The following is a 16,213-nucleotide window of genomic DNA, read 5'->3' as shown; positions in this document are numbered from 1 at the left end:
GAACCCGGCGCCCGAGTACCCCGCCTTCGCCCAACGGCGCGGCTGGGAAGGCACCGTGCTGCTGCGCGTGCATGTGCTCGCCACGGGCCTGCCGAGCGAGGTCCAGGTGCAGAAAACCAGCGGCCGCGAACTGCTCGACGAGGCCGCGGTGCGCGCGGTCAAGCGCTGGACCTTCGTGCCGGCCAAGCAGGGCGAGGTCGCCCGCGACGGCTGGGTCAGCGTGCCCATCGATTTCAAATTGAACTGATTCAGCGCCTTTGCCTGTAGAGAGGAATTCACCATGGACCTGTTAACCAACCCCTTCGCCTCCATCGAGCACCTGGTGATCTGGCTGCTCATCGGCTTCTCCGTCGTCACCTGGGGCCTGGCCCTGGTCAAGGGCATCCAGTTCGCCCGCCTGAAGCGCCGCGACCGTCAGTTCCAGAAGCGCTTCTGGAGCGCCACCAGCCTGGACAGCGCCGCCGAGCAGCTGCAGCAGCACGCCGGCGCCGCCGCCCACGTGGCCCACGCCGGCTTCGCCGCGATCCAGGTGCAGGGCGGCCAGCCCGGCGACCTGAGCCAGGCGATCAACCATCAGGACCGCCTGGAACGCGCCCTGCGCCAGCAGATCCAGCGCGAACGGCGTTCCCTGGAATCGGGCCTGGCGGTGCTCGCCTCGATCGGCTCCACCTCGCCCTTCATCGGCCTGTTCGGCACCGTCTGGGGCATCATGGAAGCCTTGAAGGGCATCAGCGCGGCCGGCTCGGCCAGCCTGGAAACCGTGGCCGGACCGATCGGCGCGGCGCTGGTCGCCACCGGCGTGGGCATCGCCGTCGCGGTGCCGGCGGTGCTGGTTTACAACTACTTCCTGCGCAGCCTGAAGCTCACCGCCGCCGACCTCGACGACTTCGCCCACGACTTCTACCTGCTGGCGCAGAAGAGTGCCTTCAAGCTGCTCGTCAACCCGGCCCCGGCACGTGCCGCCGGCGCCGTGAAGGAGGCCTCCTGACATGGCCTTCTCCACCCAGGACAACGACGAAGTCCTTTCCGAGATCAACGTCACCCCGCTGGTGGACGTGATGCTGGTGCTGCTGGTGGTGTTCATCGTCACCGCGCCGCTCTTGACCAACGCCATCCCGATCAACCTGCCGAAGACCGAGGCCGTGGCCCCGCCCGAGCAGAAGGACCCGCTGGTGGTGAGCATCGACGGCGCCGGGAAGCTGTTCATCAACAAGGACGAAATCCAGCCCGACCTGCTGCAGACCAGCCTGGAAGCCGCCAAGGCCAAGGACCCGGAACTGCGCGTGCAACTGCAGGCCGACGATCAGGTGGACTACGGCGCCGTGGCCCGCGCCATGGCCTCCATCGAGCGGGCAGGAATCACCAAGCTCGCGGTGATTACCGCGCGCTGACGGGCAGCGCAATTCGTAGGTTGGTCTGAGCTACGCGAAGCCCAACGAGCGAACTTGATGCCGCGCGGTGTTGGGCCTCGCTGCGCTCGGACCAACCTACGGCGTTCTGCGCTGACAGGCTTTGGTCGCCTCTCTTCAGGCAGGGGAGAGGCGGCCTTTTTATTGGTAGTAGGTTGTGGCAGAGCGTAGTGAAGCCCAACGAGCGAACCTGACGCCCTGCAATGTTGGGCTTCGCTGCGCTCAGCGCCAACCTACGGTGCTTCCTGCTCTGCGCATTGCAGACTGGATCGTTAACCTAACCGTAACGGTCAGTTCGCGGGCTTGATTGATGACCCACCGGTCGCGCTCCTAAGGTTCGCTCCACGACAGCGGAACTCGTGGAGCCACCATGACAACAAGACCTTCTCCCCCGCCGCAGTGGTCGCGTCGGCGCGCCGAAAAGCAGCGTCGCCTCGACCGGGTGCAGAACCTCGCCGATGGCGTCGTGCTGCCCAGCGAACGGATCGTCGAAGCCCTCGAAGCACTGATCGCCCCCGGCGACCGCGTGGTGCTCGAAGGCAACAACCAGAAGCAGGCGGATTTCCTTTCCCGCTCATTGGCCAAGGCCGATCCCGGGCGCCTGCACGACCTGCACATGATCATGCCCAGCGTCAGCCGCGCCGAGCACCTCGATCTCTATGAACGCGGCATCGCCCGCAAGCTCGACTTCTCCTTCGCCGGCCCGCAGAGCCTGCGCATTGGCCAATTGCTGGAAGACGGCCTGCTGGAAGTCGGCGCCATCCACACTTACATCGAGCTCTACTCGCGCCTGCTGGTGGACCTGATTCCCAACGTCGCCCTGGTGGCCGGCTTCATGGCCGACCGTGAAGGCAACATCTACACCGGCCCGAGCACCGAAGACACGCCGGCGCTGGTGGAGCCCACCGCGTTCAGCGACGGCATCGTCATCGTCCAGGTCAACGAGCTGGTGGACGATGTGCGCGACCTGCCACGCGTGGACATCCCCGCGTCCTGGGTCGACTTCGTGGTGGTCGCCGACAAGCCCTTCTACATCGAGCCGCTGTTCACCCGCGACCCGCGTCACATCAAGCCGGTGCACGTGCTGATGGCGATGATGGCGATCCGTGGCATCTACGAGAAACACAAGGTCCAGTCGCTCAACCATGGCATCGGCTTCAATACCGCCGCCATCGAGCTGATCCTGCCCACCTACGGCGAATCCCTCGGCCTCAAGGGCAAGATCTGCCGGAACTGGACGCTCAACCCGCACCCGACCCTGATCCCCGCCATCGAGACCGGCTGGGTGGAGAGCGTGCACTGCTTCGGCACCGAGCTGGGCATGGAGGACTACATCGCCCAGCGCCCGGACGTGTTCTTCACCGGTCGCGACGGCTCGCTGCGCTCCAATCGGATGATGTGCCAGCTGGCCGGGCAATACGCGGTGGACCTGTTCATCGGCGCCACCCTGCAAGTGGATGGCGACGGCCATTCCTCCACCGTCACCCGTGGCCGTCTCGCCGGATTCGGTGGTGCGCCGAACATGGGCCATGACCCGCGCGGACGCCGCCATGCCACCCCCGCCTGGCTCGACATGACCGAGCCGGTGACCCTGCTGGAGCGCGGCAAGAAGCTGGTGGTGCAGATGGTCGAGACCTTCCAGGAAGGCGGCAAACCCACTTTTGTCGAGACGCTGGACGCCGTCGATGTGGCGAAGAAGGCCGGCATGCCCCTGGCGCCGGTGATGATCTACGGCGACGACGTCACTCACCTGCTCACCGAGGAAGGCATCGCCTACCTCTACAAGGCGCGCAGCCTCGAAGAGCGCCGCGCGATGATCGCCGCGGTTGCCGGCGTCACCGCCATCGGCCTGCGCCATGACCCGAAAGAGACCCTGCGCATGCGTCGCGAAGGGTTGATCGCATTGCCGGAAGACCTCGGCATCCGTCGTACACAAGCCACGCGGGAACTGCTGGCGGCGAAGAGCATCGCCGAACTGGTGGAGTGGTCCGGCGGCCTTTACAACCCCCCGGCCAAGTTCAGGAGTTGGTGATGAGCGCACTGATTGCACGCAATGCCGACCTGCCGCTGGCCGACTGGCTGGCGGACCTGGCGGTGGACGCCCTGATCGACGAAGCCGACCTGTCGCCCAAGCCGGCACTGGTGGACCGCCGTGGCAGCGGCGCCCACAGCGACCTGCACCTGGGCCTGATGCACGCCTCGGCGTTGTCCCTCTGGCCCTGCTTCAAGCAGATGGCCGAGGCGGCGCGGGCGCATGGCGAAGTCGGTCAACCGCTGCGCGAAGCGCTTGGCCGCATCGGCCGTGAAGGCGAAGCGGCGATGCTCGCCATCACCGGCGGAGTGAACACCCACCGCGGCGCCATCTGGGCCCTCGGCCTGCTGGTGGCCGCCATGGCGCTGAAACCCGAGAGCCGCGATGCCCATGCCATCGCCCTGCGCGCGGCGCGCATCGCCCTGATCGACGATCGCGCGGTGCCCCACAGCGACAGCCACGGTGCGCAGGTCGCCCGCCGCTACGGTGCCCGTGGCGCGCGGGAAGAAGCCCAGCTCGGCTTCCCCGCCGTGATCGAACAGGGCCTGCCGCAACTGGCGCGCAGCCGGTCGGCTGGTGCGGGTGAGCAGAACGCCCGCCTCGATGCGCTGCTGGCGATCATGGCCACCCTGGCCGACACCTGCGTGCTCTGGCGCGCCGGCCTGGAAGGCCTCACCGCCATGCAGCAGGGCGCCCGCGCCGTGCTCGATGCCGGTGGCAGTGCCAGCCTCGCCGGCCGCCGCCAACTGCGCGCGCTGGATGCCCGCCTGCTGCAACTCAACGCCTCGCCAGGCGGTGCCGCCGATCTGCTGGCCGCCTGCCTGTTCCTCGATAAAGCCGGGAGCCTGTGACCATGGAAACCCTGTCCTTCCAATTCCCCGCCGGGCAGCCGGCACGCGGCCGCGCACTGGTTGGCTGCGTCGGCTCCGGCGACCTCGAAGTGCTGCTGGAACCCGGCAGCGCCGGCACCCTGTCGATCCAGGTCGTGACCTCGGTGAACGGCAGCGGGCCGCGCTGGCAGCAACTGTTCCAGCGCCTGTTCGACGGCCAGTCGCTGCCAGCCTTGAACATCGACATCCACGACTTCGGCGCCACCCCGGGTGTGGTGCGCCTGCGCCTGGAGCAGGGCCTCGAGGAGATTGCACATGACTGATACCGCACGCCTGCTCGAAGCCCGCAGCTTCGTCGAACTCGGTGCCCGCCAGCGCGCCCGCGAGCTGCTGGATGCTGGCAGCTTCCGTGAACTCATCGGGCCCTTCGACCGGGTCATTTCCCCCTGGCTGCCGCAACAGGGCATCGTGCCCCAGGCCGACGACGGTGTCGTGGTCGCCAAGGGCAGCATCAAGGGCCAGCCCGCGGTGATCGCCGCCATCGAAGGCGCCTTCCAGGGCGGCAGCATGGGCGAGGTTGGCGGCGCGAAGATCGCCGGGGCGCTGGAGTTGGCGGCCGAGGACAACCGCCAGGGCATTCCGACCTGCGCCGTGCTGCTGCTGGAGACCGGTGGCGTACGTTTGCAGGAGGCCAACTTGGGTCTGGCCGCGATTGCGGAAATCCAGGCGGCCATCGTCGAGCTGCGGGCCTTCCAGCCGGTGATCGGCCTGGTCGCCGGTCCCGTGGGTTGCTTTGGCGGCATGTCGATCGCCGCCGGACTGTGCAGCCACCTGATCGTCACCCGCGAAGCGCGCCTGGGCCTCAACGGCCCACAGGTGATCGAACAGGAAGCCGGCCTTTCGGAATACGACTCCCGCGACCGCCCCTTCATCTGGAGCCTCACCGGTGGCGAGCAGCGCATGGCCAGCGGACTGGTGGACGCCTATGTCGCCGATGACATCGAGGCCATCCGCGAAACCCTGCAGATGTTGCTCGCGCAACCCGAACAGAGCCTGCCGCGCAGTCGACGGCACGCCTGGTTCCTCGAACGCCTGGCGCAACTCGGGGATGACTGCGAACAACTGGACGCCGCCGCTGTGCGTGCCCTCTACCAAGGAGACCGGACATGAGCCGTGGACTGAACTGGCTGCAAGGCCTTGCCGGCGGCGAAACCCTGCAAGGCTTCCCGGCCTCGGTGAAGGTGATCGACGGTGAGCTGGGTAATCGCGCTGCGCGCTTCATCGCCGTAGTGCCCGATTCGCAGAACCCTTTCCCCCGCGCCCGCAATGGCGAGGTCGGTTTGCTGGAAGGCTGGGCCCTGGCCAAGGCCGTGGATGAGGCCATCGAAGCCGACCGTGAGGGCGCCAAGCGCGTCCTCGTGGCCCTGGTGGATGTGCCCAGCCAGGCCTATGGCCGCCGCGAAGAAGCGCTGGGTATTCACCAGGCCTTGGCCGGTGCCGTGGACGCCTATGCCCGCGCCCGTCTCGCCGGCCACCCGGTGATCGGCCTGCTGGTGGGCAAGGCCATGTCCGGCGCCTTCCTCGCCCATGGCTACCAGGCCCAACGCCTGATCGCCCTGGATGACGGCGGCGTGATGGTCCACGCCATGGGCAAGGCCGCTGCCGCGCGCATCACCCTGCGCAGCGTGGAAGAGCTGGAAGTGCTGGCCGCCAAGGTGCCGCCGATGGCCTACGACCTGGAGAACTACGCATCCCTCGGATTGCTGTGGAAGCGGGTCGCCGTGGGCGATGCGGAGCAGCCGAACGAAGACGATATCGGTCGGGTGCGCGAGTGCCTGCAACGGGCGGTGGAAGACATTGGTTCGAGTACCGATCTTGCCGGTCGGCTGGGCGCGGAGAATCGCGCGGCGTCGTCGCGTGTCAGGGAGATGCTTCGGGCGCAGTGGTAGCAATCGTTGGGCTTCGCATCGCTCAGCCACAACCTACGGGTCCTGCGTAGGTTGGGCTGAGCTACGCGAAGCCCAACATCCCGCCGCATAGAAACATCAAGGAGCCACGAATGAACAAGACTCCAAAACCCCACGACCTGCTCTGGGGCATGTCCATCGACCAGCTGCCCGCCGACGCCCCTGTCTGGGCGCAGCAGGCCCTGGCTGCTGGTCACCCCGTGGTGGTGCGTCGTGCGCTCTGCGAACCTGGCCTTGTTGCCGTTGGCATCCGGGGCACCAGCCGCGACCAGCGCCTGGCGGCCTTCATGCCGACTCATTCCATCCAGCGTGTGCTCAGCCCCGAACAGCTTCGACCCCGGGCGGCCGCTGATTTCCCTGCACTGCGCGCGCTGGAAATCGTCGCGCCGATACTGTCTGCCTCAGGCTTTCCCTGGGGCCCGACGGGAAGCGTCGGCTTCCAGCTCGCCACCGGTATTGCCGTATTGCACGAGGCCAGCGACCTCGACCTGATCCTGCCTGCTCGCAATCCCTTCAGCCGCCAGCACGCCCGCGCATTGCTTGCGGCACTGGCCGACGCGCCCTGCCGCATCGACCTGCAACTGGAAACGCCGAATGGCGCCGTGGCCTTGCGCGAGTGGGCCGGCGAGGCGCGGCGGGTGCTGTTGAAATGCGCCGAAGGGGCCCGACTTGTGGATAACCCCTGGCTGCCCCTGGAGTGCGCGGCGTGAGCAGCCTGTTCGCCTTCCCCGGCCAGGGCGCGCAACAGGTGGGTATGCTCCATCAGTTGCCGCCGGAGGTCGCCGCCAGCCTGGTCGAGGCCAGCGATGTGCTGGGAGAGGACGTGCTGGCGCTGGATTCGGAAGAAGCCCTGCAATCCACCCGCGCAGTGCAACTCTGCCTGCTGGTGGCCGGTGTTTCCTGTGCACGCTTGCTGCTCCAGCGCAGCCCGGCACCGGACTACGTGGCGGGTCTTTCCATCGGCGCCTATGCCGCAGCGGTGATCGCCGGTTCGCTGGACTTTGCCGATGCCCTGCGCCTGGTGACGCTGCGTGGCGAGCTGATGCAGCGCGCCTATCCACAGGGCTTCGGCATGACCGCCATTCTCGGTCTCGATCAGGCGACCGTGGAGCGGCTGCTGGCCGAGTCTGAAGGGCCGGTTTATCTCGCCAACATCAACGCCGAGAACCAGTTGGTGATTGCCGGGAGCGAGACGGCCATGGCTGCGGTCGCCGAACGCGCCCGCGGGCTTGGCGCCGGTGCGGCGAAGCGCCTGACGATGAGCGTGCCGTCCCACTGCGAACTGCTGAATGAGCCCGCCCGCGAGCTGGCTGCCGCCTTTGCCGGTGTGGAATTGCGCCGCCCGGCCATTCGCTACCTCAGCGGCACGACAGCGCGGCCGGTGTTCGACCCTGAACGCCTGCGAGACGACCTCGCCTTCAACATGTGCCGCGTCATCGACTGGCACGGCACGCTGCGCACTGCCTATGAGCGCGGGGTGCGTCTGCACATCGAACTACCGCCTGGTGCCGTGCTCAGCGGCCTGGCGCGAAGGGTGTTCGACCAAGGTACGGTGATCGCCTTCCAGGGCGCCCGTCTGGATACGCTGGACGCCCTGCTGCGTGAGGAGGTAAGCCGGACCCGATAACGCCGTGTGCTTCGAAGGACAAGAACAATCAACTTCGACCCCAATACGAGGGCAGCAACAATGATCGTCTACGGTGTGGCCTTGCTGGCCGTCTGCACACTTGCCGGTGTCGTCATCGGCGACTTCCTCGGCGTCCTGTTGGGCGTCAAATCCAATGTCGGCGGCGTCGGCATCGCCATGATCCTGCTGATCTGCGCGCGTCTCTACATGCATCGCCACGGCGGTATGACCAAGGAGTGCGAGTTCGGCGTGGGCTTCTGGGGCGCGATGTACATCCCGGTGGTGGTGGCCATGGCCGCACAACAGAACGTCGTCACTGCGCTGCATGGCGGCCCGGTGGCGCTGATCGCAGCGGTAGGCTCGGTGCTGCTCTGCGGCGCGACCATCGCCCTGATCAGCCGCACCAACAAGGGTGAACCGCTGGCAAAGGAGTCCCTTGAGCCCGGCGTGAATGCCGCCCCGGCAGGAGGTCGCTGAAATGTGGGACATCATCGAGAAAGCCCTGGAGCACAACGGCCTGATCACTGCCTTCGCCGTGGTCGGCGGGATCATGTGGCTGTCGGTCCTGCTGTCGAAGTACCTCACGTTCGGCCGTGTCCACGGCTCGGCCATCGCCATCGTCATCGGCCTGGTGCTGGCCTGGGTCGGCGGCACCATCACCGGCGGACAGAAAGGGCTGGCCGACCTCGCCCTGTTCTCCGGCATCGGCCTGATGGGTGGCGCCATGCTGCGTGACTTCGCCATCGTCGCCACGGCCTTCGAGGTACAGGCCACCGAAGCGCGCAAGGCCGGGATGATCGGTGCCGTATCGCTGCTGCTGGGTACGGTGCTGCCTTTCATCGTCGGAGCATCGGTGGCGTGGATGTTCGGTTACCGCGATGCGGTGAGCATGACCACCATCGGCGCCGGTGCGGTGACCTACATCGTCGGTCCGGTGACCGGTGCGGCGCTTGGTGCGAGTTCGGATGTAATGGCGCTGTCCATCGCCACGGGGTTGATCAAGGCGATCCTGGTGATGGTCTTCACCCCGGTCTCGGCGCGCTTGCTCGGCCTCGACAATCCGCGCTCGGCGATGGTCTTCGGCGGTCTCGCCGGCACCGTTTCCGGAGTGACCGCAGGGCTTGCCGCGACGGACCGGCGGCTGGTGCCCTACGGTGCGCTGACGGCGACTTTCCACACGGGTCTGGGTTGCCTGATGGGGCCGTCGATCCTGTACTTCTGCGTGCGCGGCCTGGTGGGCTGAACCCCGCCTGCCGTACTTCTCGCCCCGGCCATGTGCCGGGGCGTTTTCATTTCAGCCTTCGTTGCGCAGGCTGTACATCCGGCACTCGGCGACCAGCGCCAGCAGGTTCGGATCACGCTCGCGAGCCTTCAGGAATACGACGCCTATGTGCTGTTGCACGCGATAGCGTTCGCGCAGGCGGATCAGCTTCACGCGGTTCTCGTAGACCGCCGCGATGCGTCCCGGCAGCAGCGCGTAGCCGACGCCTGAGCTGACCATGCTGAGCAGGGTGAAGATGTCGTTCACCTGCATGGCCACCTTGGGTTCGAAGCCGGCCTGCTGGAACACTCGCGCGCCATCGCGGTGAGTGGCGAAGCCCTGGGTCAGGGTGATGAAGGTGGAGCCGGCGAGGTCTGCCAGGTCCACTTCTTCCTGGTCGGCGAAGGGCGAATCGGTGGGAACGGCGAGGAATATATCGTCGGAGAACAACGGCAGATGCTCGCAATCCGGATCGCTCACGCTCTCATCCAGGGAGACGAGGATGGCGTCCAATTCGAGGTTCTTCAGGCGGTAGAGCAGGTCGACGTTGGAGCCCAGGGTCAGGTCGATGTTCAGCTCGCTGCGCCGCAGTTTCAGGCCCATCACCAATTGCGGCACCGTCTTCACCGTCAGCGAATAGAGCGCGCCGAGCTTGAAGCGCTCGGCGGAAAAGCCGGCCGCCTCGCGGGTCAGGCGCACCATGTCGACGGCGTCCTGGATCAACTTCTGCGCTTTCTCTTCCAGCACAAAGGCGCTTTCCAGCGGCGTCAGGTTGCGGCCTTCATGCTTGAACAGCGGGCAGCGCAGGGCGCTTTCCAGGGAATGGATGGCGCGGTGCACGCTGACGTTGCTGGTGTTCAATTCGGCCGCTGCGCGGGACAGATTGCCGCTGCGCATGAAGGCGAGGAAGGTTTCCAGCTTCTTCAGGGTCAGTTCTTCGTCGATCTGCATGGGCGCTCGGATGCCTTCCGTAGGATGGGTGGAGCTTGCGATACCCATCAACCCCGCCGATGGGTATCGCTCCGCTCCACCCATCCTACAGGGCAGCCTTCTCCGCGCGGAGGCGACCTTTAGTGAATAAGCTAATAATGCATAAGCAAATAAATTCTTATTCCTTAACAGATATATGAAGAGCACCTAGACTGCCCAACATCGAAATTCAGCAAGGAGGGCTCGCCATGCGCAGCCAGGCCATTCGCTACCTGATCCTGCCGGGATGGCAGGGCTCCCCCGACGAGCATTGGCAAAGCCATTGGCAACGCAGCCTGCCCAATGCCAGCCGGGTCGAGCAGGCCGACTGGAGCAACCCGGACCGCGCGTCCTGGGTGGAGGCGCTGGAGCGCGCCATCGATGCCGAACGTACCCCGGTGATCCTCATCGCCCACAGCCTGGGCTGCGTGACCGTGGCCCACTGGGCCGCGCAGTCCGACCCGGATGTGCTGCGCCGCGTGCGTGGCGCGCTGCTGGTCGCTCCGGCGGATGTGCAGCGCCCTGGTTGCCCGGAGCCGCTCAAGGGTTTTGCGCCCATCCCGAAGGACCTGCTGCCGTTCCCGACGCTGTTGGTGGGGTCGGACAACGACCACGCCGCCAGTCCCCAGCGGGCGTTGGAAATGGCCCGCACCTGGGGCGCCGAAGCGGCGATCCTCACCGGTGCCGGGCATATCAACGTGAAGTCCGGTCACAGCACCTGGGAGCAGGGCTTCGCCCATCTGTATCGCCTGCAGGCACGGGTCGAACAGCTTGCTCGCCGCCGCGCCTGAGAACCTGTCCAGGATCGGCTGCGCGTTGGAATAACTGCGTTGAAAACGGCTTCTGGCTTGCTCATTACAGCTCCGCCGCGCCTGATCTGATTCACCACCTATTCAGCAATACGCCAGGGCCCGCTGCGTTGCAGCCGGGGCCCGGTGGGAGATTTTGTCATGAGCAAGGAAACCCCCGGCCAGCCACTGCTGACCTTCGCCGACGCCGACCGCAGCCCCCTGAGTATCCGGGCACGTGCCCTGGTATTCGTCGATGCGCGCTCGCGCCAGTTGCGCGAGGAGGTCGACCAGTTGGCGCCCAGTGCGCTGCCGGTGCTGATCCAGGGCGAAACCGGTACCGGCAAGGAGTTGCTGGCCCGGCAGATCCACCGTTCCAGCGACCGTCCCGGCCTGTTCGTGGCGGTGAGCTGCAGCGCCATCAGCAAGGCTTACGCCGAGGCCGAACTGTTCGGCCACGCACCAGGCGCCTACAGCGGTTCGGCCAGCAGCCGCGCCGGCTGGTTCGGTTCGGCGAACGGCGGGACGCTCTACCTCGATGAGATCGGCGACCTGCCGCTGCCCTTGCAGGCCAAGTTGCTGTCCGCCTTGGAGAGCCGCGAGGTGATCCGCGTCGGCGCCCATCAGCCGACCCCGGTGGACGTGCGTCTGGTGGCGGCCACCAGCATCGACCTGGCCAAGGCGGTGAATGCCGGCAAGTTCAACGCACGGCTGTATCAGTATCTCGATGAAGGCCGAGTGGAACTGCCGCCGCTGCGCGAACGCCCGGACGACATTCTGCCGCTGGCCGAGTACTTCCTCGGCATCTACGCCCAGCGGCTGGACTTGCCGCTGCCGCTGATCAGCGCATCAGCCCAGGCGGCGCTTGAGGCTTACCCCTGGCCGGGCAATACCCGAGAACTGGAGAACAGCGTGCACTTCGCGCTGCTGGTCAGCGCGGGCGACGAGATCCTACCCGAGCACCTCAACCTGCCCCCATTGCCGGGCTATGCGCAGCTCGCGGTGCAGCTGCGCCGGCTGGCGGCAAACGATGCCGAGCGCGATCACCTGCGGCAGCTGCTGACTGAAGTGCTGGCAGGGTAGGCGTAATGCGGACGTAGGGTGGACCACACTTCATCGGTCCACCGTTCGGGGTGTCGGCGGGCGCTATTCGTGCAAGTAGTAGAGCTTGTTGATGATGGTCCAGCGGCCGCCGATCTTCAGCAGTGATAGGTAGTCGGTGAAACGCATGTCGGCGTAGTCATCGACCACCTTGGCCGAGGCGCTGTCGCCGGTGATGTCCAGCGACTGGACTTCCCAGACGGGCGTTTCGCCTTCTGCCAGCACCGGCCCGGCATCGCCCAGGGCGCCTGCGAAATCATCCACCGAGAGCCATTCGAGGTCGCCATGGTAGTGGCCGATGATGCGGCAGTCCGGGTGAAAGGCGCTGCGCAGGCGGTCCAGGTCCGCGAAGACCATGCCCTCGACGTAGTTACGCAGGACCTGGTGAATGCTGTCCCGATCGGTTTGCTGGGTGGTCATTTCACGCGCTCCTCCGCTGCCGCCAAGTCAGGCAAATCGAAAGGTTAGCCGTCCCGCTGCGGGGTGAGCGATCCGTTCGGCATAAGGGCTAGTCGGGCCCGGAAGCACCGGGCTCCTCCCATCCTCAGAAGCGTCTGTCAGTGGAGCTGCCCAGTGGCTTTCAGGTAATCCTTTACCGAGCGCAGACGCGGCAAGGGCAGGCAGACGAGGAGGGTCAGCGCCAGTACACCCACGCCCATCAACGGCAGGTTGGACAGTCCCATGTTGGTGCTCAGCCAGAGGCCGCCGAGGAAGGCGCCGCTGGCGTTGCCCAGGTTGAAGGCGGCGTGGCTGAGGGTGGCGGCGAGACTCGCCGATTCGCCAGCCTGTTCCACCAGCAACAATTGCAGCGGCGAGGAAATGGCGAAGCTGGCCACGCCCCAGAGGAACAGACAGCCCAGCGCCAGCGCCGGAATTTGTGCGAAGGCGTAGAGGCCCAGCAGGCACAGCGTGCTCACGACAAATGCCATCGGCAGCGCGTAGCGGAAGCCTTTGTCGGCCAGACGGCCGCCCAGCAAGTTACCCACGGTGAGACCGATGCCGAACAGCAGCAGGGCGAAGTTGGCGTGTTCCGGTGTGAATCCGGATACGTCGCGCAGCAGCGGGCTGATGTAGGTGAACACGCCGAACAGCGCCACCGACGACAGGCTGCAGACGAACAGCGCGTGCAGCACCGGGCGCCGCAGGATGCCGTCCCAGGCACCGGCGGCATTGGCTTGCGGCTTCGGCGTGGCGGGCAGCCAGAGCGCTTGCGCCAGCAGGGTCAGGAAGCCGAGGCCCGCCACCACCATGAACGTCACCCGCCAACTGGTGGCCTGGCCCAGCCAGGCGCCAGCCGGAACGCCCAGCACGTTGGCGATGGTCAGGCCGCTGAGCACCAGGGCCATGGCCGAAGCACGGCGGTGCGGAGGGGCCAGCTCGGCGGCCAGCAGGGTGGCGCAGCCGAAGAAGCCGGCATGGCTGAAGGCGGTGAACATGCGCATGGCCATCAGCCATTCGTAGTTCGGCGCGAGGGCGCAGCCGAGGTTGCCCAGCGCGTAGGCGCCCATCAGCCAGAGCAGTGCCTGACGACGCGGCAGACGACCGAGCAGCGGACCGAGCAATGGCGCACCGATCACCACGCCCATGGCGTAGGCGCTGACCAGCAGGCCGGCGTCGGACAGGCTGACCTGGAGGTCTTTGGCCACTTCGGGCAGCAGGCCCATGATGATGAATTCGCTGCTGCCGACGACGAAGCCGCCCAGGGCAAGGGCCAGCAGCGGCAGGGAGAGGAGGGTGCTCGGGTTCATGCGGGTTCCGGTGGCGGGGCTGTTTTGCGAGGGGCGCGGATTCTACGCGCATTTCCTTGCAGGGGGCTTACCGAGTGGGCCGCCGGTGGGGATAGACATTGTGGGGGCGAATTCATTCGCTATGCAGACCGTAGGTCTGCCCCTGGGATTTCCAGAGGGCAGCTGCGCTGCCCTTTGCGAATGAATTCGCCCCCACAACGAACGGCAAGGACTCGCCGACAGTACGATCAGCCGTTGATGAACTTGCTCAGGAACTGCTTGGTGCGCTCTTCCTTCGGTGCGCTGAACAGGGCCTTGGCATCGCCCTGTTCGACGATCACACCCTTGTCGATGAAGATCGCGCGGTTGGCCACGTCGCGGGCGAAGGTCATTTCGTGGGTGACGATCACCATGGTGCGGTTCTCTTCGGCCAGGCCGCGAATGGTGGCGAGCACTTCACCCACCAGCTCCGGGTCGAGCGCCGAGGTGGGCTCGTCGAAGAGGATCACGTCGGGCTCCATGGCCAGGGCGCGGGCGATGGCCACGCGTTGTTGCTGGCCGCCGGAGAGGCGCTTGGGATAGGCGTCTTCCTTGCCCGCCAGGCCGACCTTGGCCAGCAGCTTGCGGGCCTTCTCGACCGCGCGCTCGCGGGGTTCCTTCTTCACCACCACCGGGCCTTCGATGACGTTCTCCAGCGCGGTGCGGTGCGGGAAGAGGTTGAAGTTCTGGAAGACGAAACCGACGTGCTGGCGCAGCTTGCGAATCAGCCCTTGCTGCTGCTTCAGCGGCTTGCTCGCGTCGATCTCGATCTGGCCCACCTTGATGAGCCCGCCGCTGGGCACTTCCAGCAGGTTGAGGCAGCGCAGCAGGGTGGTCTTGCCCGAGCCGCTGGGGCCGATGATGGCGACCACTTCGCCCGGTTCGATGGTCAGGTCGATGCCTTTGAGCACCTCCTGGCCCTTGAAGGATTTGGTCAGGTTACGGACGGTGATCATCAGCTGTCCTGCTCATGCTGGTTGACCCGCGCCTCGAGGCGGCCCTGGAAGTGCGACAGCACGGAGGCCAGCACCCAGTAGATCAGCGCGGCGGCCAGGTACATGGTGAAGATCTCGAAGGTCCGCGCGGTAATCAGCTGCGCCTGGCGGAACAGTTCTGGCACCTGGATGGTGGCGGCCAGCGCGGTATCCTTGACCAGCGAGATGAAGCTGTTGCCCAGCGGCGGCAGGGCGGTGCGCGCGGCTTGCGGGAGGATGGCGCGGACCAGCGTCTGGGTGCGGCTCATGCCGATGCTGGCGGCGGCTTCCCATTGGCCCCGGTCGATGGAGGCGATGGCGGCGCGGAGGATTTCCGAGGTGTAGGCGGCCATGTTCAGCGAGAAGCCGATCAGCGCCGCGGGCAGCGGTTCGAGCTGGATGCCCAGCTGCGGCAAGCCGTAATAGATCATGAACAACTGCACCAGCAGCGGCGTGCCACGGAAGAAGGACACGTAGATTCGCGAAATCCACTGCAGGGCGGTGAAACCGTAGAGGCGCATCAGGGCGAGGACGAACCCCAGCAGCAGTCCGAAGAACATGCCGCCGAGGCTCAGTACTACCGTAAAAACCGCGCCCTTCAACAGGAAGGGCGCGGAATCCAGCGCAAGTTGAAGGCTTGCTTCGATCATTGGGTCACGTCAGCCTTGAACCATTTCTCGGAGAGTTTCTTCAGGGTGCCGTCGGCCTTCAGCTTGGCCAGGGCCTTGTCGATGGCGGCCAGCAGTTCCGGGTTGCCCTTGCGCAGGGCGATGCCGGCTTCCTGGCGGGAGAAGGGTTCGCCGGTCACGGCCAGCTTGCCACCGGTTTTCTCGACCATTTCGAAGGCGGCCAGGCGGTCCACCAGGATGGCGTCGATGCGGCCGACGTTGAGGTCCTGGAACTTGGTGGGGTCGTCGTCGTAGGTGCGGATGTCAGCCTGCGGGACGTTTTCCTTCAGCCACTGCTCGTAGTTGGTGCCCAGGCCCACGCCGACTTTCTTGCCGGCCAGGTCGGCGGCGGACTTGATGCCACCCTCGGTGCCCTTGCGCACCAGCGCCTGGATGCCGGAGACGGTGTAGGGGGTGGAGAAGTCGTACTTCTTCTTGCGTTCGTCGGAGATGGTCACCTGGTTGATCACCACGTCCAGGCGCTTGGATTCCAGCGCAGCCAGAATGCCGTCCCACTTGGTCGGCTGGAACTCGGCCTTCACGCCCAGCTCCTTGGCCAAAGCCTCGGCCAGTTCCACTTCGAAGCCGGTCAGCTTGCCGCTCTCGTCCTGGTAGTTGAAGGGCGGGTAGGTGCCTTCCAGGCCGACCTTGATGGCGCCTTTCTGCTGGATGTCCTGGAGCAGATCGGCGGCGGAGCTGGTGCCGACGAAGCTGGCGCCGAGCACCAGGCTCAGGCTGCCGAGGATGAACTGGCGACGCAGGGTTGCAAATGTCATATGAGCCTCACGGGGCAGGGTGGCTAAAGGTGTCGCAACTCTAGG

The 16,213-nt window shown here is 66.2% G+C and carries 20 protein-coding genes; 14 read left to right on the top strand and 6 right to left on the bottom strand.

Annotated elements, in window-relative coordinates:
* The 12 genes from E8E95_RS07835 to madM all read left to right on the top strand — a co-directional run.
* A partial coding sequence (locus E8E95_RS07835) for an energy transducer TonB (RefSeq protein ID WP_280349322.1) occupies window positions 1-247 on the top strand: 247 nt, incomplete at its 5' end.
* Between the two features lie 33 nt (window positions 248-280).
* Window positions 281-988: a MotA/TolQ/ExbB proton channel family protein gene (locus E8E95_RS07830; RefSeq protein WP_179059515.1), complete on the top strand. Its 708-nt coding sequence runs from the start codon at window positions 281-283 to the stop codon at window positions 986-988.
* Window position 989: 1 nt separating this feature from the next.
* Window positions 990-1,391 (top strand): biopolymer transporter ExbD, encoded by a 402-nt coding sequence (locus tag E8E95_RS07825; RefSeq protein WP_077521618.1) that lies wholly within the window; start codon window positions 990-992, stop codon window positions 1,389-1,391.
* Between the two features lie 388 nt (window positions 1,392-1,779).
* The gene (gene mdcA, locus E8E95_RS07820; protein ID WP_280349321.1) at window positions 1,780-3,441 is read left to right on the top strand and encodes a malonate decarboxylase subunit alpha; all 1,662 of its coding nucleotides are present in this window, start codon (window positions 1,780-1,782) and stop codon (window positions 3,439-3,441) included.
* On the top strand, window positions 3,441-4,292 hold the full coding sequence (locus tag E8E95_RS07815; RefSeq protein ID WP_280349320.1) for a triphosphoribosyl-dephospho-CoA synthase: 852 nt from the start codon (window positions 3,441-3,443) through the stop codon (window positions 4,290-4,292). The genes mdcA and E8E95_RS07815 overlap by 1 nt, the downstream gene beginning before the upstream one ends.
* Window positions 4,293-4,294: 2 nt before the next feature.
* Complete coding sequence (locus E8E95_RS07810; protein ID WP_280349319.1) at window positions 4,295-4,594, top strand: malonate decarboxylase subunit delta; 300 nt, start codon at window positions 4,295-4,297, stop codon at window positions 4,592-4,594.
* Window positions 4,587-5,441, top strand: coding sequence for a biotin-independent malonate decarboxylase subunit beta (locus E8E95_RS07805; RefSeq protein WP_280349318.1), 855 nt, complete (start codon window positions 4,587-4,589; stop codon window positions 5,439-5,441). Before E8E95_RS07810 ends, E8E95_RS07805 begins: the two co-directional genes overlap by 8 nt.
* On the top strand, window positions 5,438-6,220 hold the full coding sequence (mdcE, locus tag E8E95_RS07800) for a biotin-independent malonate decarboxylase subunit gamma (RefSeq protein WP_280349317.1): 783 nt from the start codon (window positions 5,438-5,440) through the stop codon (window positions 6,218-6,220). The genes E8E95_RS07805 and mdcE overlap by 4 nt, the downstream gene beginning before the upstream one ends.
* Before the next feature lie 110 nt (window positions 6,221-6,330).
* Complete coding sequence (locus E8E95_RS07795; RefSeq protein WP_280349316.1) at window positions 6,331-6,948, top strand: malonate decarboxylase holo-ACP synthase; 618 nt, start codon at window positions 6,331-6,333, stop codon at window positions 6,946-6,948.
* Entirely contained in the window at window positions 6,945-7,865 is a 921-nt protein-coding gene (gene mdcH, locus E8E95_RS07790) for a malonate decarboxylase subunit epsilon (protein WP_280349315.1), read from the top strand. The genes E8E95_RS07795 and mdcH overlap by 4 nt, the downstream gene beginning before the upstream one ends.
* Before the next feature lie 60 nt (window positions 7,866-7,925).
* Window positions 7,926-8,342: a malonate transporter subunit MadL gene (gene madL / locus E8E95_RS07785; RefSeq protein WP_280349314.1), complete on the top strand. Its 417-nt coding sequence runs from the start codon at window positions 7,926-7,928 to the stop codon at window positions 8,340-8,342.
* A 1-nt stretch (window position 8,343) separates the two neighbouring features.
* The gene (gene madM / locus E8E95_RS07780) at window positions 8,344-9,108 is read left to right on the top strand and encodes a malonate transporter subunit MadM (protein WP_280349313.1); all 765 of its coding nucleotides are present in this window, start codon (window positions 8,344-8,346) and stop codon (window positions 9,106-9,108) included.
* Between the two features lie 51 nt (window positions 9,109-9,159).
* On the opposite strand, the gene E8E95_RS07775 is transcribed toward madM, so the two are convergent.
* Window positions 9,160-10,077 carry a LysR substrate-binding domain-containing protein gene (locus E8E95_RS07775; protein ID WP_280349312.1) on the bottom strand — a complete coding sequence of 306 codons (918 nt, stop codon included), beginning with the start codon at window positions 10,075-10,077 and terminating at the stop codon, window positions 9,160-9,162.
* Window positions 10,078-10,304: 227 nt separating this feature from the next.
* Here E8E95_RS07775 and E8E95_RS07770 point away from each other — a divergent pair, with 227 nt between their 5' ends.
* The gene (locus E8E95_RS07770) at window positions 10,305-10,886 is read left to right on the top strand and encodes an alpha/beta hydrolase (RefSeq protein WP_179059622.1); all 582 of its coding nucleotides are present in this window, start codon (window positions 10,305-10,307) and stop codon (window positions 10,884-10,886) included.
* A 159-nt stretch (window positions 10,887-11,045) separates the two neighbouring features.
* Window positions 11,046-11,966, top strand: coding sequence for a sigma-54-dependent transcriptional regulator (locus E8E95_RS07765; RefSeq protein ID WP_179059623.1), 921 nt, complete (start codon window positions 11,046-11,048; stop codon window positions 11,964-11,966).
* Between the two features lie 63 nt (window positions 11,967-12,029).
* Here E8E95_RS07765 and E8E95_RS07760 read toward each other — a convergent pair whose 3' ends face one another.
* The 5 genes from E8E95_RS07760 to tcyJ form a co-directional block, all read right to left on the bottom strand.
* Entirely contained in the window at window positions 12,030-12,404 is a 375-nt protein-coding gene (locus E8E95_RS07760) for a nuclear transport factor 2 family protein (RefSeq protein WP_179059624.1), read from the bottom strand.
* 137 nt (window positions 12,405-12,541) lie between these two features.
* A complete protein-coding gene (locus tag E8E95_RS07755; RefSeq protein ID WP_280349311.1) occupies window positions 12,542-13,732 on the bottom strand; it encodes an MFS transporter in 1,191 nt (396 codons plus the stop codon).
* A 227-nt stretch (window positions 13,733-13,959) separates the two neighbouring features.
* The gene (gene tcyN, locus E8E95_RS07750; RefSeq protein WP_280349310.1) at window positions 13,960-14,706 is read right to left on the bottom strand and encodes an L-cystine ABC transporter ATP-binding protein TcyN; all 747 of its coding nucleotides are present in this window, start codon (window positions 14,704-14,706) and stop codon (window positions 13,960-13,962) included.
* Window positions 14,706-15,374, bottom strand: a complete 669-nt coding sequence (gene tcyL, locus E8E95_RS07745; protein WP_280349309.1) for a cystine ABC transporter permease — start codon at window positions 15,372-15,374, stop codon at window positions 14,706-14,708. The genes tcyN and tcyL overlap by 1 nt, the downstream gene beginning before the upstream one ends.
* Window positions 15,371-16,168: a cystine ABC transporter substrate-binding protein gene (gene tcyJ, locus E8E95_RS07740; RefSeq protein WP_151131225.1), complete on the bottom strand. Its 798-nt coding sequence runs from the start codon at window positions 16,166-16,168 to the stop codon at window positions 15,371-15,373. The genes tcyL and tcyJ overlap by 4 nt, the downstream gene beginning before the upstream one ends.
* Window positions 16,169-16,213 lie beyond the last annotated feature (45 nt).

The organism is Pseudomonas sp. BN414, assembly GCF_029871275.1.
GTDB lineage: Bacteria > Pseudomonadota > Gammaproteobacteria > Pseudomonadales > Pseudomonadaceae > Metapseudomonas > Metapseudomonas resinovorans_C.
This window is presented reverse-complemented; position numbering and strand designations above follow the sequence as displayed.

Bases quoted from the DNA above. Each gene is read 5' to 3' on its own strand.
- E8E95_RS07805 (WP_280349318.1), top strand. From the start codon at position 4,587: ATGACTGATACCGCACGCCTGCTCGAAGCCCGCAGCTTCGTCGAACTC.
- E8E95_RS07810 (WP_280349319.1), top strand. From the start codon at position 4,295: ATGGAAACCCTGTCCTTCCAATTCCCCGCCGGGCAGCCGGCACGCGGC.
- mdcA (WP_280349321.1), top strand. From the start codon at position 1,780: ATGACAACAAGACCTTCTCCCCCGCCGCAGTGGTCGCGTCGGCGCGCC.
- E8E95_RS07825 (WP_077521618.1), top strand. From the start codon at position 990: ATGGCCTTCTCCACCCAGGACAACGACGAAGTCCTTTCCGAGATCAAC.
- madM (WP_280349313.1), top strand. From the start codon at position 8,344: ATGTGGGACATCATCGAGAAAGCCCTGGAGCACAACGGCCTGATCACT.
- E8E95_RS07770 (WP_179059622.1), top strand. From the start codon at position 10,305: ATGCGCAGCCAGGCCATTCGCTACCTGATCCTGCCGGGATGGCAGGGC.
- E8E95_RS07760 (WP_179059624.1), bottom strand. From the start codon at position 12,404: ATGACCACCCAGCAAACCGATCGGGACAGCATTCACCAGGTCCTGCGT.
- madL (WP_280349314.1), top strand. From the start codon at position 7,926: ATGATCGTCTACGGTGTGGCCTTGCTGGCCGTCTGCACACTTGCCGGT.
- E8E95_RS07755 (WP_280349311.1), bottom strand. From the start codon at position 13,732: ATGAACCCGAGCACCCTCCTCTCCCTGCCGCTGCTGGCCCTTGCCCTG.
- E8E95_RS07815 (WP_280349320.1), top strand. From the start codon at position 3,441: ATGAGCGCACTGATTGCACGCAATGCCGACCTGCCGCTGGCCGACTGG.
- mdcE (WP_280349317.1), top strand. From the start codon at position 5,438: ATGAGCCGTGGACTGAACTGGCTGCAAGGCCTTGCCGGCGGCGAAACC.
- tcyL (WP_280349309.1), bottom strand. From the start codon at position 15,374: ATGATCGAAGCAAGCCTTCAACTTGCGCTGGATTCCGCGCCCTTCCTG.
- E8E95_RS07775 (WP_280349312.1), bottom strand. From the start codon at position 10,077: ATGCAGATCGACGAAGAACTGACCCTGAAGAAGCTGGAAACCTTCCTC.
- tcyN (WP_280349310.1), bottom strand. From the start codon at position 14,706: ATGATCACCGTCCGTAACCTGACCAAATCCTTCAAGGGCCAGGAGGTG.
- E8E95_RS07765 (WP_179059623.1), top strand. From the start codon at position 11,046: ATGAGCAAGGAAACCCCCGGCCAGCCACTGCTGACCTTCGCCGACGCC.
- E8E95_RS07830 (WP_179059515.1), top strand. From the start codon at position 281: ATGGACCTGTTAACCAACCCCTTCGCCTCCATCGAGCACCTGGTGATC.
- E8E95_RS07795 (WP_280349316.1), top strand. From the start codon at position 6,331: ATGAACAAGACTCCAAAACCCCACGACCTGCTCTGGGGCATGTCCATC.
- tcyJ (WP_151131225.1), bottom strand. From the start codon at position 16,168: ATGACATTTGCAACCCTGCGTCGCCAGTTCATCCTCGGCAGCCTGAGC.